Genomic DNA, 26,291 nt, shown 5'->3' with positions numbered 1-26,291 from the left:
CGAGTCGATATGACGTTCCAGCCCGGTACGGATCTGAGCGAAGAGGAGGTACAGGCGCGCGTCGACGAGGCGATCGAGTCGAACGACGTCGTCCTGTTCATGAAGGGGAACCGGCTGATGCCCCAGTGCGGCTACTCCCAGCGCGCGGTGAACCTCATCTCCCAGTACGTCGAGGAGTTCGAGACGGTCGACGTCCTGCCCGCGCTCGACGGGTACCGGAGCGCGCTCGAATCTCACAGCGGGTGGGAGACGATCCCGCAGACGTTCGTCGACGGCGAGTTCGTCGGCGGCAGCGACATCTTAGCGGAACTCGACGAGCGAGACGAACTGGAGGAGACGCTGCGGGCGTAAGCGGAGCGAACGACGACCGCCCGGAACGAGCCGCGGACCGCGACCGGTGGCCCCGTCGCGACCGGCCGTGCGATCGCCCGGTCCGCGCGTGGGGTCGACTCCACGAGTCAAAGAGTAGACCCTATAAGGCCCCGGTGCCTACCATGACGCAGGTACCGGCGTCGCGTCGCGTCCGTCTCGTACGGGTACCATTCAAAAGTAACTATGTCAGGCCGCGTATACCGACTTCACTCGACACTGGAATTGCCCCTCGAAGAGGTCGAAGAGTACCTGAACGGTGACCCGGAACTGCCGCCCGAGGTCACGGACGTCGAGGTGACCCGTCGGAACAACACGCTCATCCTGAAGGCCGTCGCGGCCGAGGACAACCTGAGCAAGTACACCCCGACGGCGCAGCTGAAAGCCAGCATCACGGAGAACCGCGTCTACGAAGAGGAACCGCCCCGAGCGGGCGCGCCCCGCTGGGAGGAAGAAGAAGAGGAGATCCCCTCCGAACTCGTCGAGTTCGCCTGCTTCAAGGGCGACCGCGAGACCGTCTTACAGAACACCGCGCTGCAGTACCCGATGTTCCTGGTCCTGCGCGAGATCGCGCTGCTCGCGGAGAAGGGGACGCTCACCGCGATCACCGAGGTCGACGGCGAACTCACCGCCCACCGGATCGTCGAGGGCGAAGAGCGCCCCGCGAGCATCGAGGTCGTCGAGAACCCCTCGAAGAACGACAACGGCTCCGGCGGCGTGAACTGGCGCGACAACAAGTTCATCTCGGACTGATCGCGCCCTCCTGAAGTGGTCCCACGGTCCGACGGATCTTGGATTCGGTCGACGACGCGGAGCGCCCGGCGAGCATCGAGGGCAGTCGTACCGACCGTCGGTGATCGAGACGGGCCGCCGGAACGCGTCCCACCAGCAGTTTTTATGTTCTCCTGGCGGAACAGGGAGACCGATCTGTGATCGTTGCGAGCATTCTCTCCATCATCGGATTCGTTCTGACCGCCGCGGTGACACAGACCAAGGGACTTCGACTCGGCGGCGCCATCCTCGTTCCGACCCTCGTGGTTTACGCGCTCAAGGACTTCACCACGCTGCCGGTATTCGTCCTGAGCACCGCCGTCGCGTACTTCATCCTGTGGCAGGCGAAAGAGCGGACCCTCGTCTACGGCCGCGACGAGTTCCTCGTCGCGCTCGCCGGCGGGGCCCTCGTCCCGATGATCGGGTACTTCGCGCTCGTGACGTTCTGGCCCGCCGTTCTCGAAGTCAATCCGCTCGTCTTCGTGGGGAGCATCCTCCCGGGGCTGGCCGCTTACAACGTCGCCCAGACGAAACCGGAGTACCGGCGCCAGGACCTGCTGTACACGGCGGGGCTCATCGTCGGCCTCGTGCTACTGGGCGGCGTCCTGATCGCTCCGCCGACCGCCCGCGCCGTCGGTGATCTGACGCCGCTCATCCTCTTTGCGGAGACGTCCGACGTCGCCACCCTCAGGGACGCCGTCGTGGCGGGATACCTGGCTCCGAACATCGACGTCCGATCGACCATCGTGCTGTTCTTCCTCGTCGGGATGGCGCTCTCGGAACTCGTCCGCCGGGAGTTCGGGATCCGGATCGGGATCATCTCGATGGCGCTGCTCGCGCTGTTCTCGCTGGTCAGCCGCTGGCTGTTGGTCCTGTTTCTCCTGTCGTTCGCCGTCTCCCTCGCCGCCGTCTGGCTCATACACCTCAGTACCCTGCTGTACGGGCGCGTGCTGTTGAGTCTCGGCTGTGGGGTCGGATCCGTCGCGGCGCTGCTCCTCGCGCTGGAACTGCCGATCATCCGCGGGTTCTCCGCGCTCTTCGTCGGCGTCATCGCCGGCGTGATGGCGTACGCAATACACACGACTCCACCGCGGGAACGACGCCAGCAACCGTTCCTCGCGGTCGGGACGTTCCTCGGGATGTTGCTCCTCATCCGCGCAGTCGTCGACCCCTTCAGACGGGGGCTGCTTCAGGAGTTCACCGCGATCCACGTCGCGGTCGCAGGTCTCACTATCGTCGCGTGTCTCGCGATCGCCTATCGGCTCCGGATCCCGAAACCGGACGACGAAGACGTCCTCTCGGCGTCGGTCCTCTCCGGGGGTGAGGGCTGATGGGGCTGTTCGACCGATCCCTCTCGTACGGCGGACGGCTGCTTCGCGGCTCGACGCTTCGAGACCGCCTGCGATCGTTCTTTGGCCGTGGATCGGAACACCGTGAGCTCCTCGAAGAGGCGGACGTCCGGATCGGCGTGTCGGGCATCCGCGGGAAGTCGTCGACGGCGAAGCAACTGGGTGGGATCCTCGCCGACCGCGGATACGACACGTACACGAAGATCACGGGCGACCACCCGACCTCCTATCACAACGGGCGGAAGATCCCGATCCAGCGTCGCGGTCCGCGGGTGACGCTGTATGAGAACCTCAACCTCGTTCGCGAGTTCCTCCCGCAACTGGCGATCACGAGCCACGACGACGCCGTCGTGATGGAGAACCAGGCGATCACCGAGTACACGATGCGGATGGTCAACGAGCAGTTCCTCAGACCGGACCTGCTGGTGTTCTGCAACGTCCGGCAGGACCACAACGACACCTTGGGCAAGCGCCGCCAGACGATCGCCCGCTCGTTCGCTCGATCGGTCCCGGAGGGGTGTCACGTCATCAGCGGCGAACAACACGGAGTCATTCACGAGTACCTCGAATCGGAGATCACCGCACGGGGCGGGACGATCGAACAGGTCGACGTGCCGGATCGCCACCGCGACCTCATCGGCTCGGAGACGATACACGCCCTGAACCACGTGCTCGGATATCTCGACGAGCCGCCGCTTCCGGACTCCGAACTCCAGTCGATGCTCGACGCGATCCAGCCGGAGTGGACGGAACTCCCCGGCGGCCGCGTGTTCAACGCGGCGAAGGTCAACGAGATCGAGAGCACGGAGCTCTTTCGCCGACAGCTGGTCGGGACGGGCGACGACGCGGAACCGGTCTGTCCGTTCGTCTTCCTCCGTCGCGACCGACGCGGGCGGACCGCCTCCTTCGTCCAGTACGTCGACATCCTCGCCGAGCGGGGGCTCATCGATCGCGTGCACCTCGGCGGGGCCTACACCGGCGTGTTCGCCCGTCGCGTCGACGTCCCGGCGACGGAACACGACACGGACGAGGCGGCAGCGGGCGACGTGCTGGATCGACTCCTCGGAACGGAACAGCCGGTGATGTTTATGGCCAACACCGTCCACCCGTTCATGCGCGACCTGGCCGACGAGGTCACAGAGCGGGAGCGCGGCGGGCCGGCGCCGTTGCCGGAGTATTAGACGACGGGGACGAGGTGGCGGTCGAGTCCGTCGCTACCGGTTGTCCCGCTTGTACGGCGCGGGCGCGACGGTCGCTCGGATTTCGGTCCTCTCGTGGCGCTCGACGCTCTTGTTTTCGCTGCCGTCGGCCTCGCCCCACGTGAGTGTGACCTCCGTTCCGGGTTCGGCGTACTCGGTGTCGACCAGGGCGAGCGACAGCATCTCCCGGTGGTTGTAGACGTAGCTCATCCACTTCGAGACGCCGACGACTTCGCCGTCCTTCTTCACCTCGTCGTAGTGACACGCCGACGAGCGGGGAGCGGGCATATTCATGAATTTGCTCGTCTCGCCCTCGCGGAACAGCGACGCGTAGACGTCGACGACGTCCTCGTCGTCCCAGACGAGCGTGACCTTCTTCCGGTCGGGATCGTCGATCTCCGCCTCCAGGGCCTCCCTGCCGACGAAGTCGTGATCGAAGTCGACGATGTGGTCGTAGCCGACCTCGATCGGCGTGACGTAGTAGTCCTCGATGTCGTCGGAGTCGTAGCTGCCGCCGATGGAGATGAGCCCGCGCCGCAGCGAGAGCCACTCCCTGAAGTCTCTCATCTCCTCGCCGGTGTAGATCGCCGGGACGGGCAGCGGAAGCCACCCGAGGACGGTGTTCGCGCTCTGGTAGCTCTTCGAGCCGAGCCGACGGATGTCGTACGCCTCGCCGGCGTCGAGGATCGACTCCCTGACCGCGTCGGCGTCGTCCCAGTCGCCCCAGAACTCGAAGCCGGCCTCGCCGGCCATCCCGTGTCGGAGGAGGTAGGCGTCGCTGCCGTCGATCGAGACCTCCTCGAAGCGGAAGAAGCCCAGGTCCGGGATCGATCCGTCGATCGCCTCCTCCATCACGTCGACCGCGTCGGGGCCCTGTACCTGATAGCGGAAGTTGTTGGGGTCGTTCCCCGTTCCGACCGGGCGGGGCTGGTAGTCGGTCTCGACGTCGTACGCTCCCGTCTCTGCCTGGTAGAGCAGCCAGTTGTGGGCCGCCGCGGCGCCGACGCTCAGGAACGAGTCCTCGGCCTCACGGAAGAGGATGGCGTCGCCGACGAGGTAGCCGTCGGGGTTGGCGACGACGAGTTGTTTCGCCTGTCCGACGTCGAACTGCTGGAAGTCGTTGACGGCGTATTTCGAGTACAGGTCGATCGCCTCGACGCCGTCGATCCGCAGGTCGGTCATGTGATACGACTGATCCGCGAACGCGACGCTTTCGGCCCACGCCCGCTGTTCCTCGATCCAGTGGGTGAACTCGTCCGGGAGGTCGGTGAACCGCGCGAGTCCGAGGTCGCGGAGGAGTTCCACGGGGCTCTCCGCCGAATCGAGCGCGTCCTGCAGCGTTCTATCTGGCATATGTACGTCCGGTAGTCGGCGGAGAACGACATAATCTTTTATTATGAGGACGGCGCCCCCGTGCACCGCGCCGGGGAAACATTCACTTCGCTTCCGGGGGATGGGTCGGGTATGCACCGGACGAACCGAGGTCGATCGATCGATGAGTGACGTCCAGACGGACGTCCGCGCGTACACGCTCCGCCTCGAGTTGGTCGACGAACCGGGCGAACTCCTCCGGTCGCTCCGCCCGATCGCGGACAACGGCGGGAACCTGTTATCGATCTTTCACGAGCGGGGCAACGTCACGCCCCGCGGGCACATCCCCGTCGAGGTCGACGTCGAGGCCACGCCGGACCGCTTCGAGAAGATCATCGACGGCCTCCGGGACGCCGGGATCAACGTCATCCAGGCCGGCACCGAACGCTACAGCGAGGGGCTGACGGTCATCCTCTCGGGGCACGTCATCGACACCGACCTCTCGGACACGCTCTCGCGGATTCAGGAGTCCGCGAACGCGACCGTGACGGACCTGTCGGTCGCGGCACCGGAGGGGACCTCGAACGTATCGAGCGCGCGCATCGACATCGCCGCCGAACGGGGGGCGACCGAGAAAGTGCTCGGGAAGATCAGAGACGTCGCCGCGGAGAAAGACCTTCGCCTCGTAGAGCCACTCACGGGTGGAGCGGGGGCCTGACCGGCCTCACCGCCGGTCTCGTTTCGCGAGTCAGTTCGGCAGCGTCAGTTCCGAGGGGACGGCGACGTCGCCCTCGATGGCCTCGATGCGCTCCAGTTGCGTGCCGTCGATCCTGGTCGCCTCGACGAGCGCCCTGAGCTTACCGAGGGGGATCTGGCCGGGGGCGTACTCGCTATCGTCGTCGAGAAGCGGCGCGTATCCGAGTTTGGAACCGTAGATGTGACCGACCACGCGCGTGTGACTGCCGGTTTCGCCCATCGCGATTCCGGCCGCGTCGATGCCCGCCTGGGTAGCCTCGTGCAGGGCCGTCAGAAGCGTCAGCGTGTCCGAGAGATCCTCGGGGTAGACCGCGACCTTCGCGACGTCGCCGTAGCCCGCACACTGATCGATGATCGCCGTGAGTACCTCCTTCTCCGGCGTCGTATCGAAGTCGTGATGCGAGATGATGAGCCCCACGTCGTTGTCGCGGAACTCCTCTAAGATCCACTCTTTCGCCCGCGCCGTCTCCAGTTCGATGTCCACGTACGCGACCGAGTCGAATCGGGACGCCGCGAAGAGCGTGTCGAGGCGCCCGGTGTCGCGTGCCTTTCCGCCGAACCACTGGTTGCGGTTCGTCGCGACGATCGGCAGTTCGCCGTCGTACGCTTCGAGCTGTCCGATCGGATCTTCCGCTTTGTCCATCCGAAACTCGATGACGTCCGCTTTCCCCCGTGCCTTCTCCTCCCGTGTGAGATCGTTTGTCGTAGCCGCGAGAGTGAAGCCGTCGATATTCATTGACACTCGGTAGCATCCTTTGGCATATAAATTTGCCCATCGGCACCACGGCCGCTCCGGGGTACCCGTCGAACTAATAGCGATACGATAATACGTTATTAATGACTTTTAGATCTTAAGATAATAAAAACAGAGTGAAGATATACACGAAATAAGCTTCAAAACAGTCAATAAACGCTTTCAAATATAGATATGCTAGTTTTCAAAATATTTCTTATATTCATTTGTTTTCGATACTACTGGGCAGATCGGATCAGCGTCTGCGTCACTCGTAGGTGAGCGTCCACTCTCGATTGAGGAGCCAGTCGTCGAGTTTCGCCAGGGGGTCGTCGGTGACGTGGCTGCCGTGGCTCACCAGCACGGTCGAGATCTCGTGGTCGAACAGTTTGCCCAGGTTCCGCTCGGCCGCGGCGTGGCTGTAATCGTTGAACTGTTCGGCGGGCGGGACGAGATAACCCGGCGGGAGTCCCCGCCTGTCGGAGCCTTCGAGGCTGTCGCAGGCGATGAGGACCGACTCCTCTTCGAGGAGGAAACTGCTGTTTGCGACCGTGTGACCGGGTATCTGGACGACGCGAATGCCGCCAGGAAGCCGGTCACCGTCGCCGAAGTGATCGTCCGCGTCGTAATCGAGCGCGTCGTAGAAGCCCCGCGACCCGCCGGGGACGAGTAACTCCGGATCGAACGCTTCCATCAGCGCGGGGACGCCCCCGAAGTGCCCCTCGTCACCGTGGGAGACGACGAGACGGTCGACGCCGCCGTACTCCGATTCGAGGAGCGACGCCAACTCCGCCCCGTCGTCGGGGAACCCCGCGTCGATGACGGTGACTTCGCCGGCCGGCCGATCCTCCAGGACGAACGCCCGGACGTGGTCCAGCTGGACGGTGTCGATGCTATCGACGGGAGTGCTGACTGACATCGCCACCGCGAAGTCGCCGCCCTCGTCGAATAAATCCACCACCCGGTTCTCGTTCTGTCGGACGCACGTTGGTCGACGCCCCGACGTATGGATTTCACGCCGGTCGGAAGTCCTCGATTCCGTCACCGTCCGACCGCCTCTCGAATCCCTCCTTCCGTCCGGAACCCGACTTCCGAGCGGTTCCCCGTCGGTCGGCGAACCAGTCGACCCGACTGAATCTGTTTCACTATCATTGAAAGAATCAGCCGTTCGTTCGAGGTCGTAACAGAAGTACGTATGTTATCTCGATCGGACACGGTCGCAAACGACCAGAGAAATTCCGACATCGTTGAAATCGAATCGAATCGGCCGAAACCGATTCGCGGCATCGAAGCGGGCCGGTCCACTCGGTGCGCTGTGTCGACTGCGGCGTCGGCACCAACAGAAATATGTATGAGAACCACGGATTCGACGATACGTATGAGCGTCAGCAACGTCGTCGAGGGTATCGACCAGATCCAGTTCGAGCACGTCCGCGTGTTCGTCCTCGAAGACACGCCGAACGAGGGAGAGATCACGCTCGTCGACACCGCCTTCGACGAGAACGGGGCGGAGCTCGTCGACGTCCTCCGGTCGAGGTACGGCCGCGTCGACCGCGTCGTCCTGACCCACGGCGACCACGGCCACCACGGCGGCCTCGCGCACGTGGTCGAGGCGTTCGATCCCGACCTCGCGATGCCGGCCGACGAATCGAAGCTGTACGAGCACCTCGAGGAGGCGGGCCTCGACGTCGAACCCGACGTCGCCTACGAGGACGGCGACGTCCTCGACGGGAACATCCGCGTGATCCAGGTTCCGGGCCACACCGAGGCGACCTCCGCGCTCCTCTTAGAGGACCGGGACATCCTCATCTCCGGGGACGTGCTGGACGGCTCCGACCGGGGCGGGCTGCCGGCGGGCTATCTCCTCCCGCCGCCGGCGCTCTTCAACGCCGATCACGAGGACGCCGAACTCAACCTGTACGACCTCCTGGGGTACGACTTCGACACGCTTCTCGTCTTCCACGGCTCGCACGTCTTCGAGGATCCGAAGGGGAAACTCGACGACTTCCTCGTCGAGCGCGAGTGGAACGAGTGGGACCCCCGGAACGACTGATCGCCGGGGATGGCCGCGGCTCGCGCTCGGTGGGCGCGCCGGACGCAACATTGATTCACCGCGCGAGTCGGAGCGGCGGCCGGCCGACTTTCCGTCTGGCAGTGGACCGGCGCGTCACTCCCGCAGGACGGAGACGTCGAAGACCGGCTTGCACGTCTCGCCGTTCAGGAACGCCTCGAAGGCCGCCTCGGCGTCGAGGAGGCTGAACCGGTCGTCGAGGAACGTCTCGTGGTCGAGGTCGCCGGTAGCCATCAGCCTGAACGCCCGGTCGAAGTCGCGGAACATCGCGCTGTAGGAACACTGGATGTCGACCTCCGCGCGGACGATGGGGGTCGTGGGCATCGACGTCTCGCCGGCCTGCCCGACGAGGACGATCTGTCCGCCCTTCCGGACCTCCTCGGCGGCCATCGGGAGCCCGGAGGGATGGCCCGTCGTATCGAAGACCACGTCGTAGCCGATCCCGTCGGTGAACTCCTCGCGGTAGGCCGCCAGGTCCGTCTCCTCGATGTTGATCGCCGGGAACCCGAGGTCCTCCGCGAGCGGGAGCCGATAGGCGGTGTCGGGGCCGACGCCGGCGACGACGACGTTCGCGCCCTGCGCGTCGGCGACCTGGGCGGTCAGCAGTCCGATGGGACCCGGTCCGGCGACGAGCACGCGGTCGCCGGCGCCGACCCGCGAGTTCTCGATGACGGCGCGGGTGCAGACGGCGGTCGGCTCCGCCAGCGCGGCGTGGCGCGGATCGACGCCGTCGGGTACGGACTGGAGCGAATCGGCGGGCACGGCGACGTAGCCGGCGTACGCGCCGTCGTGATCGATGCCGGTCAGTTCGATCCTCTGACAGATATTCTCCATCCCGCTCTGACACTGATAGCACTCGCCGCACCCGCGGATGGGTCGCTCGACGACGCGCTCCCCGACGGAGAACGACGTGACTTCCTCGCCGAGTTCGACGACTCGACCGGTGTACTCGTGTCCGATCACCGTCGGCGGATCCATCCGTTCGAACGCCGGTTTGTACTCGTAGATTCCCGCGTCGCTGCCACAGAGTCCGGCGTAATCGACTTCCACGAGCGCCTCGTCGGCCGCGGGCGTCGGTCGGTCGAGGTCGAGAAGCTCCATCCCACCGGACGCTCGGGTGGTCTTGGCCAGGCCGCGCATACGTGACAGTGGAGATTATCGTATTATAACCTTTTGGAAGTAACCGTCCGTTTCGCGGTCGGTATCGTCGCCGGGGCGCTCGCACCCCCGTCACGGAGCGGTTGCCGTTCACGAACACTTTACTCGCCGGTCGTCGCATCGGTAGGTGCAATGGTCGTAAACGGCAAAGTGGCTGTCGTCACCGGCGGTGCCTCCGGCATCGGCGAGGCGACGGCCAGACAGTACTGCGAGCACGGAGCCAGCGTCGTCGTGGGTGACGTCGACGAGGAGGGCGGCGAAGAGACCGTCGCGTCGATCGCTGCCGACGGCGGAGAGGCGACGTTCGTGCCGACGGACGTCGCCGAGGAGGACGACGTGAAGCGACTCGTCGAGACAGCCGTCGACACGTACGGCGGCCTCGACGTCGTGTTCAACAACGCGGGGACCGAGGGAGGACTGGCCGACTTCGCCGACTACGACTCGGCCGACTTCGATCGGGTCGTCGCGGTCAACCTCCGTGGGACGTTCTACGGAATGAAGTACGGCATCCAGGCGATGCTGGCCGACGGCGGCGGGTCGATCGTCAACACCTCCTCGGTCGCGAGCGTGACGGGGATTATGGGACGAGCGGGCTACAGCGCCTCGAAGGCGGGCATCAACGGGATGACGAGGGCGGCGGCGATGGAGTACGCGGCCGAGGGCATCAGAGTGAACGCGGTTCTGCCGGGCATCGTGAACACGTCGATGCAGGACCGCGTCGCCGTCCAGCGACCGGACTCGACCGATCGCTACGAGATCTCGGAGGCGATGCCCGGACGGGCGAGTCCCGAGGAACTCGCGAACGCGGTCCTCTTTCTGGGGTCCGACCTGTCCTCGCGCATCACGGGCGTCACGCTCCCCGTCGAGGGGGGCTTCCTGGTACAACCGTGACCCGCCCCGCCGCGATTCACCGACGCTTCGCTCCCGGACGGTCAGCGGCCGTCGTGCTGCGGTCCCCCGCTCCCCCCTGATCGCGGGCTCTAAGCACTCTCGGGAAGGATACCACAAGGATTTATATTCGTTGGTGAAAGTTTGCTCGGTATGGGAAGCGACTGGTTCGACAAGGTCACCGTCGCAATCGGCGTGATTATGTTGAACGCTATGTTGGTGGTGGGCGTCGTCCAGGTACTGAACCGATACGTCGAGGTTCCGTTCGAACTCTACTGGACCTACGAGGTCGCGAGAACGACCCTCGCACTGATGACGATCGTCGCCATTCCGTATCTCTTCAGGAACGACGCGGACATCTCGTTTCTCCCCGTGCTCCGGCGGGTCACCTCGCGGACCGACCGGTTCTTGCTCGTCAGAAACGTCCTGATGGCCCTGCTGTCCGTCATCTTCGTCTGGTCCGCGTACGTCGCGTACGGGACGGCCGGGGACACCGGCCTCCCGACGATCAGTTGGTTCAAGGTGGGCTGGGGGTACCTCCTCTTCGGCGTGGCCGCCGCGATCCTCCTCGTCGTCGTGATCGGCGACACGAAGCGCCGCGTCGAGCAGATCCGCGGGGGATCCGATGTCTGAAATACTCCTCGCGGCGTTCATCGGCATTCTCTTCCTGCTGTACGGGATCGGCGTGCCCGCCGCCTACTCGCTGGCGATGACGGTGCTCGTGATCATGTTCCTCCCGATCGGGCCCGAGTTGAACTTCATCGTCGTCACCCAGCGGTTCTGGTCGGGGATGAACTCCTGGGTGCTGTTGGCGGTCCCGTTCTTCCTTATGGCGGGTCGGATTATGAACATCACCGGGATCACCGACGACATGTTCAACTTCGCCACAGAACTCGTCGGCCCCGTCCGGGGCGGACTGGCGCAGGTGAACGTCGTCGTGAGCCTGATCTTCTCCGGAATGAGCGGGTCGGCCGTCGCCGACGCCGCGGGCATCGGGAGCGTCGAGTACGAGGCGATGACGACGAACGGCTACGAGGGCGAAGACGCGGTCGGGATCACGGGGGCCTCCTCGATCATCGGCCCGATCATCCCGCCCAGCATCCCGATCGTCGTCTACGCGGTCCTCGCACAGGAGTCCATCGGGACGCTGTTCATCGCCGGGGTCGTCCCCGGACTGCTTATGGCGCTCGCGATGGCGGGGACGGTGTTCTACCTGGCTCGAAAGCACGACTGGCCGAGTTCGGGCTCCTACGACCTCTCAGCCCTGTTCGAGTCGTTCCTCAAGGCGCTCCCGGGGCTGGTCGCGCCGCTCATCATCATCGGCGGGATCCTCTTCGGCGTGTTCACCGCCACCGAGGCCGCGCTCGTCGCGGTGGTGTACGCGATACTGCTGGGGTTCTTCTACTACCGCTCGATCACCCTGAGAGACCTCTATGAGGTGAGCAAGGAGACGTTCGAGGACACCGCCAGTATCGTGGTCATCTTCGGGTTCGCGAACCTCTACGCGTACTGGCTGACGCTCGCGGGCATCCCCGACCTGATCGGCGACATCGTGACCGGACTCGGCGCGAGCACCGTGGTCACGATGCTGCTCTTGGCCCTCGTGCTGCTGGTTCTGGGGACGTTTATGGAGGGAATGGCGGTGCTTCTCATCATGGTCCCGATGCTGGTCCCGCTGTATCCGGAACTGGGCATCGATCCGATCCACTTCGGCATCGTGATGGTCGTCACGCTGATGTACGGTCTCGTCACGCCGCCGTTCGGGCTCATCCTGTTCGTCCTCGAACGGGTGACGAACGAGTCGCTCGATCAGGTGATGCGCTCGATGCTGCCGTACTACCTCCCGCTGCTCGTGGTGCTGCTTCTCATCATCCTTTTCCCCGAGCTCTCCCTGGCGCTCCCCGAGGCGTTCGGGCTGCTCTGAGGGGGAGATCGACCGTCCCTCGCCGTCGCTCTCGCTCGTTTCGGTCGACGGCGTCGTCTCCGGTCGAATCGGTCAGACGACGAGTCCGGACTTGAGGACCGTGATGACGACCGTGAGAATCGGGATCGAAACGAGGGTCGTCACGAAAACGTTCGTGGAGACGAACTCCGGCAGGGTCACGCCGCCGACCGTGGTGTCGCTCGCGAACTCGACCACGAAGATGACCGGAGCCACGGCCACCGGCATCGCGGTGAGCAGGACGAACACCTGCGCGACTGCGGGGTTCTGAAACCCCAGTCCCGTCGCGACAGCGACTCCGACGAGGGGAGAGACGACGAACCGGAACAGCGTCGGCGTCGCCGTCATCGAGAGCGCTCCGCGGTACTCCGTCCCGGAGAGTTGCACCCCCAGGATCAAGAGCATGATCGGTATCGACGCCTCCCCGACGAGTCCGAGCGTCTCCATCAGCGGCGATTCGGCGGCCGGCACGGCGCCGGCGGTACGCGCGAGGACCGCGAGGACGACCGCGTAGACCAGCGGGTACCGAAGCACGCGCTTCGCGACGACCGATCCGGCCTCGTCGCCCGAGTTCAGCGCGATGAAAAGCCCCAGCGTAAACACCAGCGCGCCGTGGACGGCGGCGAAGAGCACCGCGGTCTGCCGACCGATGTCCCCGTATGCGAAGTCGGCGAGCGGGATCCCGAGCGCGCCGGTGTTCCCGAAAACCGAAACGAGCAGGAAGGTGTTCAGCACCGCGTCCTCCTTGCCGGTGGACCTCCCGTAGAGCCAGCTCACCGCGAGCAGGCCGACGACGAACACGCCGACGCCGACGGAGATCCGCAGCAGCGCGCCGGATCCGAGGTCGGTGAGCGCGATGCTGTGGATCACGAGCGCCGGGGTCAACACGAACAGCGAGAGGGTGTTGAGCGGGCCCGGGTCGACTCCCCGGGCGCGGTCCAGCAGGAACCCGGCGGCGAGTATCAGAAAGATCGGGAGGATGGAGGACACGATGATCTCCAGTGCGGATGCCATAGGGGCGACTTCCGGAAGCGCAAACAAAAGTGCTGTCGTTGCGACGAGGGTACTGTTTAGTGAGGAATGAGATCGACGAAAACGGGAGAGAGAATACCTCGAAAGCTCCCCTTCCATTCCCGCCCGTCGGCGGTTCTCTGCCCGGCCATCGCTTAACTAAACACGACCCGATGAGACTACGATAAAATTATAAGATGGATGAGAATGAACGTCGGGTATGGTTATCGTAGCAGCAGTGGACCGATCGGACCAGGCCCAGGCCGTCCTCGACGAAGCGGACACGTTGGCACGGCGGTTCGACGAACCGATCCACGTGCTCCACGTGATGAACCGATCCGAGGCGATCCAGGTCGAAGAGGACAGCCTCACTCACACCGACGAGGCCGTTCCCGTCGACGACCTCCGCGACCGGGCCGCGGCCGTCGCAGCGGAGTTGATGGAGGCGCATCCCCCGGACGCCGAGGCGGTCGCCGTCGGACGTATCGGCGACCCGGCGGGCGAGATCGTCTCCTACGCCGGAGAACAGGACGCGCGGTACATCGTCGTTAGCCCGCAGCAGCGGAGCCAGACCGGTAAGATCCTCTTCGGGAGCGTCGCACAGTCGGTCCTCCTGCAGGCGGACTGTCCCGTGGTCTCGCTGCGGGCGCGGGCGCTCGAATAGGCCGCGCTCGACGTCACCTCGGTAGCCGTTCGGTCCCGCCTTCGCCGTTCGAGAGCCCGGTTTTGCGGATCGAACGCGCCGTGGTGGCGCCCGGAAGACGAAGAGATCGAGAAAGGAGGCGGCGAAGGAACGAAAAAAGAGGCGACGAGAGGGGAGCTTACGCCAGGTCCTGGACGTCGCCGATATCGACCGCCCAGCTGGATTCGGAGAGCTCTTCGAGCGCCGGCTGTCCGGCCTCGACGAAGGCCTGGCGATCGACCTCCTCGGCGGTGACGACGGTCGTTCCCTCCTCGCGCGCCTGGTCGTAGAGGTCCTCCTCGCGGGACTTGATGTCCTCGGTCATTCCCTCGACCGCGTCGGCGGCGGTCGACGTGATGAGTTCGAGGTCGTCGTCGCTGAGGCCCTGATAGAACTCCTCGTTGTACAGGAAGTGCTTCGTGTCCAGCAGGTGGTTCGTGACGTTGAAGTGCGACTGGACCTCGTAGAGGCTCACGGCCAGGAACTGCGAGATCGGCCCTTCAGAGGCGTCGACCACGCCGGTCTGTAGCGCCGAGTACAGTTCGTCGTAGGCGACCGGCGTGACGTCGGCACCGATCTCGTCCCACACCGTGGTCCACGTCTCGTACTGCGGGAGGCGCAGCTTCATCCCCTGGACGTCTTCGGGGCTCGTGACCGTCGTGTTGCTGGTGTAACAGCGGTTGCCGACGTAGAAGGCGTCGCCGAGCCGAATCCCGTTGTCCAGGAGGATGCCGTTCAGCCCATCCTCGGGCTCGAGGAACTCCTCGGTCACGGCGCGGTAGTGCTCCATGTCCTCGATGACGAACGGATCGCCCGCGAAGGAGTACTCGGACGCGAAGCGCTGTGACAGAGCCGTCGGGCTCTCGTGGAGGATGTCGACGGTACCCGCCTCCAGAGCGCCGAGGTTGTCCTCCGTACCGCCCAGCGTCGCGGCCTCCAGGTTCACCGTGATGCGGCCGTCGGTCTCCTCTTCGATCACGTCGATGAAGTGCTCCTGGGCCGCCTGCACGGAGACGTTCTCCGGCGGCTGCGTGGTCGCGAAGGTGATCTCGAACTCCTCGGCACCGCTGCCCGAAGTCGTGGTAGCGCCCCCGTCGCTGTCGCCGCCGTCACCGCTGTCACCGCCGTCGCCGCTGTCGCCGCTGTCGCCGCCACCGCCGTTCCCGGAACAACCGGCGAGCCCCGTCCCGACGCCGAGGGCGAGGCCGCCCCTTTTCAGTACACTCCGCCGTGTGGTTGGCTTCGAATCACGAGCCATACTGTAATGCGATCCGCTAATACGTAATAAAGATTGTGTTAATTACCCGGATTACCTGGGGTGAGTTCGGTCCGCGCCCGCCGTGTTTCCCCCTGACCGTACGGAACGGCCGGATGGAACGAGCACGGCAGGGCGCGAACGGATCGACACCGGGAGAGAGCGGCGACCGACGGCCGAGGACACGAACACGACACGAACCGGATTCGTCCGTCCACAGGACCCGATTCGTCCACCCACAGAATTAATTTAGGTACCCGCGCATCAACGGGTATGACCGAAACAGGCGATCGATCCGGTTCGACCCCCACCGACATCGCACGGGCCGCCGCGCGCGCCGGCATCGAGGCGGCACACCCGGAAGCCGTGCTGCAGGAGGCGCTCGCCGTCGACGGGAATCGGCTTCGGATCGGCGGTCGGCGCTACGACCTCGCCGACTACGACGAGGTCCTCGTGCTCGGCGGCGGCAACGCCGCCGGGACGGTCGCGAGCCACCTCGCGGACCGGTTGGGTTCCGCCCTCACCGGCGGTCTCGTCGTCACCGACGACCCGTCCCCCGCGGGCCCGGTCGAGACCGTAACCGGGACCCATCCCGTTCCGAGCGAGGCGAACGTCGAGGGGGCGCGTCGCCTCGTCGAGCGCGCTGCCGCGGCAGACGAGCACACGCTCGTCCTGGCCCCGGTGACCGGCGGCGGCAGCGCGCTCCTGGCGGCTCCCGTCGACGGCGTGTCGCTCGCGGACCTCCGAGAACTCACCGAGGCACTCCTCCGCTCGGGCGCGCCGATCGACCGGATCAACGCGGTCAGAAAGCACGTCTCGGCCGTGAAGGGCGGTCAATTGGCCCGCACGGCCGCCCCGGCGACGACGGTCGGACTCGTCTTCAGCGACGTCGCCTCCGACGACCCCTCGGTCGTCGCCAGCGGGCCGCTCTCGCCCGACCCGACCACCTACGACGACGCGCTGGACGTCCTCGCGGAGTACGGCGTCGACGCGCCCGCGTCCGTCCTCGATCACCTCCGCGCCGGTGCGGACGGCGACGTGCCCGAGACCCCCGGGAGCGACGACGCCGCGTTCGAGTCCGCGTCGGTCCACGTCGTCGCCGACAACCGCACCGCGGTTTCGGCCGCGCGCGAGGTCTGTCGGGAGGCGGGCTTCGAGACGCTCGTGCTCTCCTCGTCGGTCAGGGGCGAGGCGCGCGAGGCGGCGAAGACGCACGCCGCCGTCGCCGAGGAGATCCGCCGGAGCGGCAATCCGCTCGAACCGCCCGCGGCCGTCCTCTCGGGCGGGGAGACGACCGTCACGATCCGGGGCGACGGGACCGGCGGGCCGAACCAGGAGTTCGCGCTCAGCGCGGCGCTCGAACTGGGGGAGCCGGCCGTCTTGTGCGCCGTCGACACGGACGGTCTCGACGGGCCCACCGACGCCGCCGGGGCCGTGGTCGACGAGCGGACCGTCGAGGACCCGCGCCGCGCCCGGTCGCTCCTGGCCGACAACGACGTCTACGACTACCTCGACGAACGCGGCGCGCTCGTGCGCACCGGTCAGACCGGCACCAACGTCAACGACCTCCGCGTGTTGCTCGTCGCGGAGTGACCGTCCCCCGTCGCCGGGCGACCGCCTCTCGTCGCGGAGTGATCTCTCCTCCTCACGGAGTGATCACACGCCGTCTCGGTCGGCCGTCACTCCACTCCGGCGTCTTCCAGCGCCGAGTGCGGCAGGGGTTCGCCCTCGATCCCGGCCTCGATGCACGCGGCGGCCATCTCGGCCATCCGGTCGCGAGTCCCGATGCTCGCGCTCCCGATGTGCGGCGTCACGACGAGCCGCTCGGGCGCGTGTCGGAGGAGCGGATGATCGCCGGGGAGCGGCTCCGGATCGGTGACGTCCACTCCGGCGCGGGTGATCCACCCCTCTTCGAGCGCCGTGTCGAGCGCGTCGGTGTCGACGACGCCGCCCCGACTCGTGTTGACGAGCACCGCGTCCTCGGACATCCGCCGCAGTTCTTCTTCGCCGATGAGGCCCTCGGTCGCCTCGACGAGAGGCACGTGCAGGGAGAGGAAGTCGCTCTCGGCGAGCAGTTCGTCGCGCTCGACGTACGTCGCTTCGACGCCGGCCGCCGCGAGTTCGGCCTCCCGGTCGGGCTTTCGCGATCGGCCGCTGTAGCGCACGTCCATCTCGAATCCCGCAGCGCGTCGGGCGGTGGCCGTGCCGATGTTTCCGAGACCGACGATTCCGAGCGTCGCGCCGTGAATGTCCGGCCCCGTCAGGAGGGTCGGTCCCCAGGTCTCCCACTCGTCGGCCTCGACGTACGCGTGACCCTCGACGGTCCGACGCGCACAGGCGGTCAGCAGCGCCCAGGCGAGGTCGGCGGTCGTCTCGGTCAGCACGCCGGGCGTGTGGCCGACGGCGACGTCGCGCTCGGCGGCCGCCTCCAGGTCGACGTGGTCGTATCCGACCGAGAAGGTGCTGACGACCGAGAGGTCGGGAGAGGCGTCCAGCACCTCCGCGTCGACCGTGTCGGAGAGCAGACAGACGAGCCCCTCCGCGTCCAGTTCCGCGAGGCGCGAGACGACGTGCGCTTTCGTCGGCGGGAGTTTCTCCTCCCAGACGGCCACCTCGTATCGCTCCCGGAGTCGTTCCAGCCCCGCTTCGGGTATCTCGCGGGTCACGTAGACGGTCGGCGTGTCGGTCATTAGCCATACGTGCACGTCGCGTCGGCATATCTTTTGGCGTCGGTCCGCCGGTACTGTTTAGTTAGAAGTGAAACCGGCGAGATCGCTGTGGTGAAGACTTCGGAAGCCCCCGCGCTCTCGACTCGATGGGCTCGCTGTGGTCCTCGGCACTCGCGGGGCTCGTGCCTGCGGTCCTTGCATCGCCCGTCTTCGCCGAGAGCGCGGCCCCTTCCATTCCCACCCGAGAGCGGTTTTACGGCTGCAATCGCTTAACTAAACACGACCGGTCCGCCGATCAGTAGCTTAATGAGGTAGATCCGTCTCCTCGGACGTATGCACACGATCGAGCACGACGTGGAGCGACCGGACCGCGAGACCGTCGAGGCCTTCGAGGGGATTCCGAGCACCATCGTCTCCGACGTGACCGGGAACGTCGGCCTCACGATGGACGCCGGGATGCGACCCGCCTACGAGGGCGTCGAGATGGCCGGGACCGCGATCACGGTCAAGGCCGCCCCCGGCGACAACCTCATCATCCACAAGGCGATCACGATGGCCGAACCCGGCGACGTGCTCGTCGTCGACTGCAACGGCTACACCGACACCGGACACATCGGAGAGCTGATGTGTGAGTCCTGCAAGGCCAACGACCTCGCGGGCCTCGTCATCGACGGCGGGTACCGCGACAGCCGCGAGATCGCCGAGATGGAGTTCCCCGTCTACGGCCGCGGCGTGAACCCCCAGGGCCCGCTCAAGCAGGACCCCGGATCGGTGAACGTCACCGTCTCCTGTGGGGGCGTGAGCGTCGATCCCGGCGACATCGTCGTCGGCGACGACGACGGTCTCGCTGTCATTCCCGGCGACGGTGCTGAGAGAGTCCTCGATCTCGCACACGAGAAACTCGAATCCGAGGACGAGACCCGCGAGGCGATCCGGGACGGCACGTACCTCTTCGAGCTCAACGGCTACGACGAACTGTTCGAGAACCTGGAGGTCGTCGGCCCCGAGGACTCGATTCAGTAGTACACGGACGAGCGCTCGCCGGAAATCGCGGTTGCACCGGCTCCGATCGCGTTTTTTTGGCGCCAGTTCGCCCTGCTCGCCTCGTCGACACTCACTAGGTGATCCGGCGGGTCCGGCCAGTCGGCCGGGACTGGACGGTTCCCCGGATCGGATTCAACATCGTTGTAACTCCTCGCAGGGCTTAAGGAGATACGGCCGAACCAGTACGTATGACCGAACCGGACGAATCGGGCGCACGCGGGCTGCAGAGCGTCGAGAGATCTTTTGACATTATTGAATATTTAGGACAGGAGGACGGCGCGACGCTCTCGGAGGCGGCCGACGACCTGGGACTGGCGGTGAGCACGGCACACATCCACCTCACGACCCTCGTCGAGACGGGCTACGTGGTGAAAGACGACGATGTCTACCGCTGCAGCTTCGAGTTCCTGGGGACGGGCGGGGAACGTCGCGACGGCCTGGCGCTCTATCAGGCGGCCAAGCCCGAACTCGACGAACTGCAGGCCGAGACCGGCGAACACACCAACGTCACCGTCGAGGAGCGGGGGTACTCGGTTCAGCTGTACAAATCCGAGAGTCCCCACTCCATCGACGACGATGCCTCGCTCGGCGATCACTTCTACCTCCACCTGACGGCGACCGGCAAGGCGATCCTCGCGGAGCTGTCCGACGAGCGGGTCGCGGAACTCCTCGATCGGCGCGGGATGCCGGCGCTGACCGACGACACGATCACCGACGAGGACGTCCTCTACGACGAACTGGAGACGATTCGGGAGCGGGGGTACTCGATCAACAACGGCGAGCACTTCCCGGGGGTGTGCGCCATCGGGACCGCCATCGCCTCCGAACCCGACGGGGCGATCGGGGCGATCTCCATCAGCGGTCCGCGGAGCCGCATCACCAGAGAGCGCATCGAGGAGGAACTCGCCCCCGCGCTGCTCAACAAGAAGAACATCATCGAGCTGAAGATACGCCAGTTCGAGTAGCGTGAGAGCGAGTCGGGAGGGTCGTTCCCGCCGGCCCCGCCGACGCTACTCCGGCGGGCTGTCCCACTCGGCGGCGTTGTCACGCGGTTCGTAGCCGAGGACGGCCTGCGCGTGCTCGATGTCGAACCACCGCGCGTCGTTCCCGCTGACCGCGTAGAACGTGTCGTAGGTGACGTCGTCGTCTTCCAGACAGCACTCGAGCAGGTGCGCGAAGTCGCGCTGGGAGGTCCACGACGCCTTCAGGCGCTTGACCATCTCCTCGTACTCCTCGCTGCCGCGTTCCCAGGAGCCGGTCTGTGACTGGTCCCACACCTCGTCCTCGTCCACTCGGTGTTCCTCTCCCCGGTCGACCCCGCGCTCGGCGTCGCCGTAGGGGTGGTCGTATTCCTCGGTTCTGACGCTCGAAATCCGGAGGGAGTACACCTGCTCCGGCGCGCCGTCGCGACGGGCGTGCGTTCGACAGATGTGCTCGCCGAACACCTTCGAGGCGCCGTAGTAGCCGTCCGGTTTCGGGAGCGTCTCGTGGGTGAGCCGAAGCGGGTCGTACTCTGAGGGGTAGTCCTCCTCGTAGAGCTCCGGGGCGTGGTCCTCCTCGTAGAGTCCCATCACGCGCTGTGAGGACGCGTAGATCAGCGTCTCCACGCCGGCGTCTTCTATCGCCTTCAGGACGTTGTACGTCCCGACGATGTTCGGCTCGATGATGTCCTCGAAGTCCGCGCCCGCGTCGGACTGTGCGGCCAGGTGGATGACCGCGTCCTGCCCGTCGAACGCCGGTCGGATCGCCTCGTAATCGGCGATGTCCGCGACGTGCGTCTCGTAGTCGGGGTGATCGCTTCGGTTGAGATACGTGAACTCGTACCGATCCTTCTCGGCCAGGTGGTTGAGGATCGCCTCGCCTGCCTCGCCGTACGGACCCGTCACAAGAACGTTTTGAGCTGCCATCTATGAGTGGTAATCGAGAATACTCCTATTTATATTTTTCCCGGATCTGCCCAGCGGGGGAATGATCTCTCACAGCGGGGATGAGTAGATTGGTTTTCAGCATCATTGAAAACCTTCTACCACCCTGCTCCTCTACCATCACATCCGTACATATGTTATCTCTCTCCGTATCCGTACCCACGGCGGGACTGACCGGTATTAACGGCCGGATCCAATATGATGGAAAAGCCGGCCGTACCCGACCGCACCGAACCGTTCGATGCCGTGACGGGCGGACCACTCACGCGATCGATGCAGGATGAGTGTCCCGTCATACTCTATTCAATAAAAATAGTATTCATTAAAACTATCAAAATAATTTAAATATACTTCTTCGATTTTGGTTCCCTTGTAGAGTCAATAGAAGAAATATAATGCCGTTTTGTAGTGTTTATCGAATAGCTGGTGATCCAAATCACGAAAGAAATATAAGAAATTTAGTATATAGTGTATAAATATATAATAAAGGTCATTTTTACTAAGATCTCTCGTGTACTATCAGCCCCTCCCCCGATCGATGACAAAAAGCATTTAATCTCTTGTAATTAGATGTAATTACACGATGTCAGACGAGTTCCCCGACTACCTCGACGTCGACTACACCGACGGCGAGGGCGAGACGCCCGAGGACTATCCGACGATTCAGGACAAGATCGAGAAGGCGATCGAGGTCACGAAGCGCGGCCTCGAACAGTACGAGAACCCCGCCGTGATGTGGACCGGGGGCAAGGACTCGACGCTTACCCTCTATTTCATCAAGGAGGTCGCCGAGAAGTACGACCTCGAAACTCCGCCCGCGGTCTTCATCGACCACTACCAGCACTTCGACGAGATCCACGACTTCGTCGACCACTGGGCCGAGGAGTGGGACCTCGAAGTTATCTACGCCCGCAACGAGGACGTCGGCGCGTACGTCGAAGAGCACGACCTCGAACCCGGCGACGACATCCCGGTCTCGGAGCTCTCCGAGCACAACCAGCACCACGTCCGCGACCTGCTGGAGTACGAGGACGACACCTTCCCGTTCCTGCTGGACACCTACGTCGGCAACCACCTGCTGAAGACGGTGGCGCTCAACGACGCGCTCGAGACGTACGACGTCGACGGCGTCATCTCGGGCGTGCGCTGGGACGAGCAGGAGGCCCGCGCCGACGAGACGTTCTTCTCCCCCCGGCACGACCCCGACATCTACCCGCCGCACGACCGCATTCAGCCCATCCTCCAGTTCGACGAGGCCTCCGTCTGGGAGGCGTTCTGGAACTTCGTGGTTCCGGACACCGTCGAGGGCTACCCCGAGGACGGCTACGTCCCCGAGAGCGCCGAAGACCTGCCGAACGGCCTCACGATGGCGGACATCCCGGTCTCGCCGAAGTACTTCGCGGGCTTCCGCTCGCTCGGCAGCGAAGTGTCGACGGACAAGACGACCGAGGAACCCGCCTGGCTGCAGGATATGGCCAACACGACCGAGCGCGCGGGCCGCGCCCAGGACAAAGAGGACCTGATGGAGCGCCTGCGCGACCTCGGCTATATGTAAACGCCCGCGGCCGCGACGCCCCGTGAATCACTGATTCTGCGGACGCGACGCCCGCGGCTACTGCGCGGGTGGGTCCGCGTCGGACTCGACGTCGACGCGCTCGTGGATCGGCTCCTCGCGGCTCTTGAGGTGACGCGGCGTTCGCCCGTTCGAGACCGCGAGCACCTCCGCGACGATGCTGTGGGCGATCTGGAACGGCGACCCGCCGCCGAGGTCGAGTCCGACGGGGGTGTACACCGTCGATAGCTCCGCTTCCCCGAACTTCCGTCCGTCCGCTTCGAACGCCTCCAGCATCCGCTCGAAGCGTTCGCGGGGACCCATCACGCCGACGTACGGGACGCCGGCGTCCAGCAGCGACTCGACGGTCAACTGGTCGTCGACGAAGTTGTGCGTCATCACGACCGCGTACGTCCGGTCGTCGAGTTCGAGGTCCTCGCCCACGGCCGCCGGCGACGTGGTGACGATCCGATCCGCCTCGGGGAAGCGCTCGGCGAGGTCGACCGCGCCGCGGAAGCCCACGACGGTCACGCGGAAGTCGTTCTTCGTCGCGAACTCCGTGACCGGCCGCACGTCGTGTCCGGTTCCGAAGACCACCAACTCGTCCGGCGCGGCGAGTCCGTCGACGAAGACCGTCAGTTCGTCGCCCCCGTCCGGCAGCGAAACGGTCCCCGCCTTCCCCCGCGCGGCGAGTTCGCCCGCGGGGTCCGCCAGCGACTCGACCGGCCACCCGCTCGCGTCGGTGCCGTCGGGCGAGACCAGCGATCCCGTGTCGGGGTAGTAGTAGACGCGGTCGCCCTGCTCGAACCGTCCGCCCGAATCGAGGACGGTGACGACGGCCACGTCGCGCCCGCCGAAGAACGCCTCGACCGCGGAGCGGTAGGTCTCGGTCAGGGGTTCGAGCAGGACCTCGATGACGCCGTTGCAGCCGACGCCGAGGCCCCAGACGTCCTCGCCGTCGTCGTTCATCAGGTCGTAGGTGACCAGTTCCGGCTCGCCCGTTTCCCGGACTCGGTCGCCGACCGAGAGCAGTTCGTCTTCGAGACAGCCGGCGGTGATGCTGCCGACGCCGGCCCCGCCCTCGTCGAGGAGCATCTTCGCCCCCGGTCGGCGGTAGGCGTTCCCCTCGACGTCGACGATCGTCGCCAGGACGTCGATCCCATCGCCGTCGAGTCGGTCACGTATCTGCTGTACGACTTCCGTCTCGGGCACGCTCCAGTTGCTCTGTGTCATAGATGTGTCATCCGTTGGAACTCCCGGTCCCGCCGCTCGCGTCGAGTCGAATCCCAGAAGGCGTCGCCCGGGCGACGTACACCTTCGTCAGTCCCGCGTCGTGCAGGTCGGTCCCGCAGTCGCCCCGCCGCAGCGCCGCTCTGACCCCTACAGCGTCGGAAACCGTCGCCCCGGCGACGACGTCCGCGCCCGCCTCGAACAGGGGACCGGGGAGGAACGACGCCGTGGCACCGATGACGACGACGGTCGCAGACGTCGGTGCGGCGTCGAGGTACGACTCGACGCCCCCGTAGACGAACGCCGAGCCGGTCACGAAGACGACCTCCGCGCCGGCCATCGCGGCGTCGGTTTCCTCGGGGGTGAACGCCTCGACTTTCACGCCGTCGGGATCGGGAACGTCCTCGATCGCCTCGCGTTCGATCACGTTCACCGCCACGTCGTCGAACTTCCGGAACGCGGGACCGAACAGTCCCACGGTCACGATTCGGCCGACGTCGTCCGCCAGAAGCGCCATCGAGTCGCCGGCTCGCCAGTCGACGAGCGGGGTCGAGAGCGCGTTCATCGCCGCGATGCCGATCGCCCGCGCGGTTCGGGCCTCCCGGACCTCCGAGTCTCTCCCCGTGCCGTCCGCTGCCACGCCGTCGAGCAGCGTTTCGACGGTCCAGTCGGTCGCCGCCGGTCGATCGCCGGGCGGGCGGTGTGCCAGGCCGGCCGCCGTCGACTCGCCGTCAGTCAGTTCCACGAGGATCGCCGCGTCGCCCACGGTGACCCGCTCGACGCTCGTCTCGTCGGTGACGTGGGGTTCCAGACGTTCTCGAACCGCGTCGAGGAGCCCGTTCACGACCGATCACCTCCGTCCCCGTCGGCCGAGCGCGGGGACCGGCGCGAATCGTGCTCGTAGCCGACGGTCCCTCCCAGTCCGCGCTGTTCGAGCTGCCGGGCCGCCTCCGCGAGGTCGGCCGGCTCGGCGAACCCGAACAGGGCGTCGACGTACGGGACGGCCGTCGACATCCCGCGGGACCGCGGTTCGAACGCCGGCGAGACCGCCAGCGGGTTGAGCCAGACGACCGCACCGGCGCGGTCGGCCAGCCACGTGACGCCGTCGGCTAGCACGTCCGGGTCGCCGACGTCGAGACCGTCGCTGACGACCACGACGACCGTCCGCCGGTCGACCGCGTAGGGGTGCTCCCGCCGGAGCGTCGCGAACGCCCCGCCGATCTTCGTCCCGCCGCCCCACTCGACCTCAGCCTCTCGCAGCGCCGCCGCCGGGTCGCCGTCGCCCCGATCGAACTGCTCGGTGACGTCGACGAGGTCCGTATCGAAGAGGAACACGCCGGCGTCGCGGGCGCTGTCGTGCAACCGGTCTGCGAAGGCCAGGAGGACGCTCCGGTCGATCGTATCGAGGACGGACCCGCTCACGTCGACGAGCAGACAGCACCGCAGCTCGCTCGGCGTCGGTCGCGAAAGCGGGAGCTCCATCGGCGCGCCGCCGGTCGCCAGACTCGCCCGCAGCGCCCGCCTGGCCTCGACCTGATCGCCGGCGGCCGATCGCTCCCGGCGACGACCGGGAACCGTCGCCAGCGCGTCGACGAAGCGGTCGATGGCGGCAACCTCGCCCCGCGTCAACGGCGCCGTGTCGACGTCGACGCGTTCGCGTCCGCCGACGGCGCTGTACCGCCGCGCGTCGCTCTCGCCTGTCGACTCCGGCCTGTCGCCCGTCGCGTGACGGCGCTCCGTCGGAATCCGGACGTCCACGCGTCCGTCCTCGTCGGCTGATCCGTCGACGTCGGGGGGTTCCGCGTCCGCCAGCGTTCCGGATTCTGTGCCGTCGGTCTCGGAGCCGTTTGCCTCCGTCGCCGCCCGTTCGTCCCCCTCTCCGTCCTCGCCGGCCGTCGGCCCGTCGTGATCGGTCGCGACGGCGCTCAGTCCCGACCGGAGCCGGTGCCAGAACGTCGGGAACGCGGACTCGAAGGCGTCCGCGTCGACCGGATCGGAGAGCAGTGTCGCCCGCAGCGCGTCCTCGACGCGGTCGCGGTCGTCGAGGCCGACCACCGAGAGCGCCCGCGCGGCCGCCATCGTGTCGCTGGGGGGGACGGTGACGTTCTCGCTCCGGAGGTTCGCGACGAGCCTGAGCAGTTCGATCAGGACGTGCCGCCGCGCCGCCGGGAAGTCCGGAACGCCGTCGGGAGTCGAGTCGCTGGGAGGGATCGAGTCACCGGCGCCGACGCCGCCTGCCCCGTCTGGCGCTACGGAGTCGTTCGTCGCGCTCGCCTCCGTGTCACACCCCGCGTCCGACTCCGTGTCACACCCCGCGTCCGACTCCGTGTCACACCCCGCGTCCGACTCCGTGTCACACCCCGCGTTCGCGTTCAT

Annotated in this window: 25 protein-coding genes; 14 read left to right on the top strand and 11 right to left on the bottom strand. The window is 66.0% G+C overall.

What is annotated here, in order from left to right:
* Positions 1-9 precede the first annotated feature (9 nt).
* From DV707_RS10565 to DV707_RS10550, 4 genes are all read left to right on the top strand, one after another.
* Complete coding sequence (locus DV707_RS10565) at positions 10-351, top strand: glutaredoxin family protein (protein WP_103991736.1); 342 nt, start codon at positions 10-12, stop codon at positions 349-351.
* Positions 352-555: 204 nt separating this feature from the next.
* Positions 556-1,122 carry a DUF7110 family protein gene (locus DV707_RS10560; protein WP_103991737.1) on the top strand — a complete coding sequence of 189 codons (567 nt, stop codon included), beginning with the start codon at positions 556-558 and terminating at the stop codon, positions 1,120-1,122.
* 176 nt (positions 1,123-1,298) lie between these two features.
* Positions 1,299-2,471: a poly-gamma-glutamate biosynthesis protein PgsC/CapC gene (locus DV707_RS10555; RefSeq protein WP_160113929.1), complete on the top strand. Its 1,173-nt coding sequence runs from the start codon at positions 1,299-1,301 to the stop codon at positions 2,469-2,471.
* Complete coding sequence (locus tag DV707_RS10550; RefSeq protein WP_103991739.1) at positions 2,471-3,670, top strand: Mur ligase; 1,200 nt, start codon at positions 2,471-2,473, stop codon at positions 3,668-3,670. The genes DV707_RS10555 and DV707_RS10550 overlap by 1 nt, the downstream gene beginning before the upstream one ends.
* Positions 3,671-3,703: 33 nt before the next feature.
* On the opposite strand, the gene DV707_RS10545 is transcribed toward DV707_RS10550, so the two are convergent.
* Positions 3,704-5,041, bottom strand: coding sequence for an aminomethyltransferase family protein (locus DV707_RS10545; RefSeq protein WP_200820886.1), 1,338 nt, complete (start codon positions 5,039-5,041; stop codon positions 3,704-3,706).
* Positions 5,042-5,183: 142 nt separating this feature from the next.
* Here DV707_RS10545 and DV707_RS10540 point away from each other — a divergent pair, with 142 nt between their 5' ends.
* The gene (locus tag DV707_RS10540; RefSeq protein ID WP_103991740.1) at positions 5,184-5,717 is read left to right on the top strand and encodes an amino acid-binding protein; all 534 of its coding nucleotides are present in this window, start codon (positions 5,184-5,186) and stop codon (positions 5,715-5,717) included.
* 30 nt (positions 5,718-5,747) lie between these two features.
* Here DV707_RS10540 and DV707_RS10535 read toward each other — a convergent pair whose 3' ends face one another.
* On the bottom strand, positions 5,748-6,398 hold the full coding sequence (locus tag DV707_RS10535; RefSeq protein ID WP_338072192.1) for a type I 3-dehydroquinate dehydratase: 651 nt from the start codon (positions 6,396-6,398) through the stop codon (positions 5,748-5,750).
* A 358-nt stretch (positions 6,399-6,756) separates the two neighbouring features.
* Positions 6,757-7,407, bottom strand: coding sequence for an MBL fold metallo-hydrolase (locus tag DV707_RS10530; RefSeq protein ID WP_170216839.1), 651 nt, complete (start codon positions 7,405-7,407; stop codon positions 6,757-6,759).
* Between the two features lie 459 nt (positions 7,408-7,866).
* Here DV707_RS10530 and DV707_RS10525 point away from each other — a divergent pair, with 459 nt between their 5' ends.
* Positions 7,867-8,541 (top strand): MBL fold metallo-hydrolase, encoded by a 675-nt coding sequence (locus DV707_RS10525; protein ID WP_103991742.1) that lies wholly within the window; start codon positions 7,867-7,869, stop codon positions 8,539-8,541.
* A 114-nt stretch (positions 8,542-8,655) separates the two neighbouring features.
* Here the strand turns inward: DV707_RS10525 and DV707_RS10520 are convergent, their stop codons facing one another.
* Positions 8,656-9,699, bottom strand: coding sequence for a zinc-dependent alcohol dehydrogenase (locus tag DV707_RS10520; RefSeq protein ID WP_103991743.1), 1,044 nt, complete (start codon positions 9,697-9,699; stop codon positions 8,656-8,658).
* 150 nt (positions 9,700-9,849) lie between these two features.
* Here DV707_RS10520 and DV707_RS10515 point away from each other — a divergent pair, with 150 nt between their 5' ends.
* The 3 genes from DV707_RS10515 to DV707_RS10505 all read left to right on the top strand — a co-directional run bounded on the left by DV707_RS10515 (position 9,850) and on the right by DV707_RS10505 (position 12,529).
* Positions 9,850-10,608 carry an SDR family NAD(P)-dependent oxidoreductase gene (locus DV707_RS10515; RefSeq protein ID WP_103991744.1) on the top strand — a complete coding sequence of 253 codons (759 nt, stop codon included), beginning with the start codon at positions 9,850-9,852 and terminating at the stop codon, positions 10,606-10,608.
* A 150-nt stretch (positions 10,609-10,758) separates the two neighbouring features.
* Complete coding sequence (locus DV707_RS10510; protein ID WP_103991745.1) at positions 10,759-11,238, top strand: TRAP transporter small permease; 480 nt, start codon at positions 10,759-10,761, stop codon at positions 11,236-11,238.
* Positions 11,231-12,529, top strand: coding sequence for a TRAP transporter large permease (locus tag DV707_RS10505; protein WP_103991746.1), 1,299 nt, complete (start codon positions 11,231-11,233; stop codon positions 12,527-12,529). The genes DV707_RS10510 and DV707_RS10505 overlap by 8 nt, the downstream gene beginning before the upstream one ends.
* Before the next feature lie 72 nt (positions 12,530-12,601).
* Here DV707_RS10505 and DV707_RS10500 read toward each other — a convergent pair whose 3' ends face one another.
* Positions 12,602-13,561 (bottom strand): AEC family transporter, encoded by a 960-nt coding sequence (locus tag DV707_RS10500; RefSeq protein ID WP_103991747.1) that lies wholly within the window; start codon positions 13,559-13,561, stop codon positions 12,602-12,604.
* A gap of 217 nt (positions 13,562-13,778) precedes the next feature.
* Here DV707_RS10500 and DV707_RS10495 point away from each other — a divergent pair, with 217 nt between their 5' ends.
* Entirely contained in the window at positions 13,779-14,222 is a 444-nt protein-coding gene (locus DV707_RS10495; RefSeq protein ID WP_103991748.1) for a universal stress protein, read from the top strand.
* 157 nt (positions 14,223-14,379) lie between these two features.
* Here DV707_RS10495 and DV707_RS10490 read toward each other — a convergent pair whose 3' ends face one another.
* Positions 14,380-15,498 carry a TRAP transporter substrate-binding protein gene (locus DV707_RS10490; protein ID WP_103991749.1) on the bottom strand — a complete coding sequence of 373 codons (1,119 nt, stop codon included), beginning with the start codon at positions 15,496-15,498 and terminating at the stop codon, positions 14,380-14,382.
* A 270-nt stretch (positions 15,499-15,768) separates the two neighbouring features.
* Between DV707_RS10490 and DV707_RS10485 the strand changes: the two genes are divergently transcribed.
* A complete protein-coding gene (locus DV707_RS10485) occupies positions 15,769-17,088 on the top strand; it encodes a glycerate kinase type-2 family protein (protein WP_103991750.1) in 1,320 nt (439 codons plus the stop codon).
* Between the two features lie 86 nt (positions 17,089-17,174).
* Here the strand turns inward: DV707_RS10485 and DV707_RS10480 are convergent, their stop codons facing one another.
* Positions 17,175-18,185, bottom strand: a complete 1,011-nt coding sequence (locus DV707_RS10480) for a 2-hydroxyacid dehydrogenase (protein WP_103991751.1) — start codon at positions 18,183-18,185, stop codon at positions 17,175-17,177.
* Positions 18,186-18,497: 312 nt separating this feature from the next.
* On the opposite strand from DV707_RS10480, the gene DV707_RS10475 reads away from it, so the two are divergent.
* Both DV707_RS10475 and DV707_RS10470 read left to right on the top strand, forming a co-directional pair.
* Positions 18,498-19,187 (top strand): 4-carboxy-4-hydroxy-2-oxoadipate aldolase/oxaloacetate decarboxylase, encoded by a 690-nt coding sequence (locus tag DV707_RS10475; protein WP_103991752.1) that lies wholly within the window; start codon positions 18,498-18,500, stop codon positions 19,185-19,187.
* Between the two features lie 209 nt (positions 19,188-19,396).
* Positions 19,397-20,173 carry an IclR family transcriptional regulator gene (locus DV707_RS10470; protein WP_103991753.1) on the top strand — a complete coding sequence of 259 codons (777 nt, stop codon included), beginning with the start codon at positions 19,397-19,399 and terminating at the stop codon, positions 20,171-20,173.
* Positions 20,174-20,218: 45 nt separating this feature from the next.
* Here DV707_RS10470 and DV707_RS10465 read toward each other — a convergent pair whose 3' ends face one another.
* On the bottom strand, positions 20,219-21,115 hold the full coding sequence (locus tag DV707_RS10465) for an NAD-dependent epimerase/dehydratase family protein (protein WP_103991754.1): 897 nt from the start codon (positions 21,113-21,115) through the stop codon (positions 20,219-20,221).
* A 601-nt stretch (positions 21,116-21,716) separates the two neighbouring features.
* Here DV707_RS10465 and DV707_RS10460 point away from each other — a divergent pair.
* Positions 21,717-22,688 (top strand): phosphoadenosine phosphosulfate reductase family protein, encoded by a 972-nt coding sequence (locus DV707_RS10460; protein WP_103991755.1) that lies wholly within the window; start codon positions 21,717-21,719, stop codon positions 22,686-22,688.
* Positions 22,689-22,745: 57 nt separating this feature from the next.
* On the opposite strand, the gene DV707_RS10455 is transcribed toward DV707_RS10460, so the two are convergent.
* The 3 genes from DV707_RS10455 to DV707_RS10445 are packed head-to-tail and all read right to left on the bottom strand — an operon-like array spanning position 22,746 to position 26,291.
* Positions 22,746-23,918: an XdhC family protein gene (locus DV707_RS10455; protein WP_103991756.1), complete on the bottom strand. Its 1,173-nt coding sequence runs from the start codon at positions 23,916-23,918 to the stop codon at positions 22,746-22,748.
* 7 nt (positions 23,919-23,925) lie between these two features.
* Positions 23,926-24,759, bottom strand: a complete 834-nt coding sequence (locus tag DV707_RS10450) for a Rossmann-like domain-containing protein (RefSeq protein ID WP_103991757.1) — start codon at positions 24,757-24,759, stop codon at positions 23,926-23,928.
* Positions 24,756-26,291: a VWA domain-containing protein gene (locus tag DV707_RS10445; RefSeq protein WP_103991758.1), complete on the bottom strand. Its 1,536-nt coding sequence runs from the start codon at positions 26,289-26,291 to the stop codon at positions 24,756-24,758. Before DV707_RS10445 ends, DV707_RS10450 begins: the two co-directional genes overlap by 4 nt.

The organism is Halobellus limi, assembly GCF_004799685.1.
Classification (GTDB): domain Archaea; phylum Halobacteriota; class Halobacteria; order Halobacteriales; family Haloferacaceae; genus Haloquadratum; species Haloquadratum limi.
The sequence above is the reverse complement of the archived record's forward strand: the minus strand, read 5'-3'. Positions and strand labels throughout refer to the sequence as shown.

Coding starts and splice junctions, on each gene's coding strand:
- DV707_RS10565 (WP_103991736.1), top strand. CDS start 10: ATGACGTTCCAGCCCGGTACGGATCTGAGCGAAGAGGAGGTACAGGCG.
- DV707_RS10560 (WP_103991737.1), top strand. CDS start 556: ATGTCAGGCCGCGTATACCGACTTCACTCGACACTGGAATTGCCCCTC.
- DV707_RS10550 (WP_103991739.1), top strand. CDS start 2,471: ATGGGGCTGTTCGACCGATCCCTCTCGTACGGCGGACGGCTGCTTCGC.
- DV707_RS10545 (WP_200820886.1), bottom strand. CDS start 5,041: ATGCCAGATAGAACGCTGCAGGACGCGCTCGATTCGGCGGAGAGCCCC.
- DV707_RS10540 (WP_103991740.1), top strand. CDS start 5,184: ATGAGTGACGTCCAGACGGACGTCCGCGCGTACACGCTCCGCCTCGAG.
- DV707_RS10535 (WP_338072192.1), bottom strand. CDS start 6,398: ATGGACAAAGCGGAAGATCCGATCGGACAGCTCGAAGCGTACGACGGC.
- DV707_RS10530 (WP_170216839.1), bottom strand. CDS start 7,407: ATGTCAGTCAGCACTCCCGTCGATAGCATCGACACCGTCCAGCTGGAC.
- DV707_RS10525 (WP_103991742.1), top strand. CDS start 7,867: ATGAGCGTCAGCAACGTCGTCGAGGGTATCGACCAGATCCAGTTCGAG.
- DV707_RS10520 (WP_103991743.1), bottom strand. CDS start 9,699: ATGCGCGGCCTGGCCAAGACCACCCGAGCGTCCGGTGGGATGGAGCTT.
- DV707_RS10515 (WP_103991744.1), top strand. CDS start 9,850: ATGGTCGTAAACGGCAAAGTGGCTGTCGTCACCGGCGGTGCCTCCGGC.
- DV707_RS10510 (WP_103991745.1), top strand. CDS start 10,759: ATGGGAAGCGACTGGTTCGACAAGGTCACCGTCGCAATCGGCGTGATT.
- DV707_RS10505 (WP_103991746.1), top strand. CDS start 11,231: ATGTCTGAAATACTCCTCGCGGCGTTCATCGGCATTCTCTTCCTGCTG.
- DV707_RS10500 (WP_103991747.1), bottom strand. CDS start 13,561: ATGGCATCCGCACTGGAGATCATCGTGTCCTCCATCCTCCCGATCTTT.
- DV707_RS10495 (WP_103991748.1), top strand. CDS start 13,779: ATGGTTATCGTAGCAGCAGTGGACCGATCGGACCAGGCCCAGGCCGTC.
- DV707_RS10490 (WP_103991749.1), bottom strand. CDS start 15,498: ATGGCTCGTGATTCGAAGCCAACCACACGGCGGAGTGTACTGAAAAGG.
- DV707_RS10485 (WP_103991750.1), top strand. CDS start 15,769: ATGACCGAAACAGGCGATCGATCCGGTTCGACCCCCACCGACATCGCA.
- DV707_RS10480 (WP_103991751.1), bottom strand. CDS start 18,185: ATGACCGACACGCCGACCGTCTACGTGACCCGCGAGATACCCGAAGCG.
- DV707_RS10475 (WP_103991752.1), top strand. CDS start 18,498: ATGCACACGATCGAGCACGACGTGGAGCGACCGGACCGCGAGACCGTC.
- DV707_RS10470 (WP_103991753.1), top strand. CDS start 19,397: ATGACCGAACCGGACGAATCGGGCGCACGCGGGCTGCAGAGCGTCGAG.
- DV707_RS10465 (WP_103991754.1), bottom strand. CDS start 21,115: ATGGCAGCTCAAAACGTTCTTGTGACGGGTCCGTACGGCGAGGCAGGC.
- DV707_RS10460 (WP_103991755.1), top strand. CDS start 21,717: ATGTCAGACGAGTTCCCCGACTACCTCGACGTCGACTACACCGACGGC.
- DV707_RS10455 (WP_103991756.1), bottom strand. CDS start 23,918: ATGACACAGAGCAACTGGAGCGTGCCCGAGACGGAAGTCGTACAGCAG.
- DV707_RS10445 (WP_103991758.1), bottom strand. CDS start 26,291: ATGAACGCGAACGCGGGGTGTGACACGGAGTCGGACGCGGGGTGTGAC.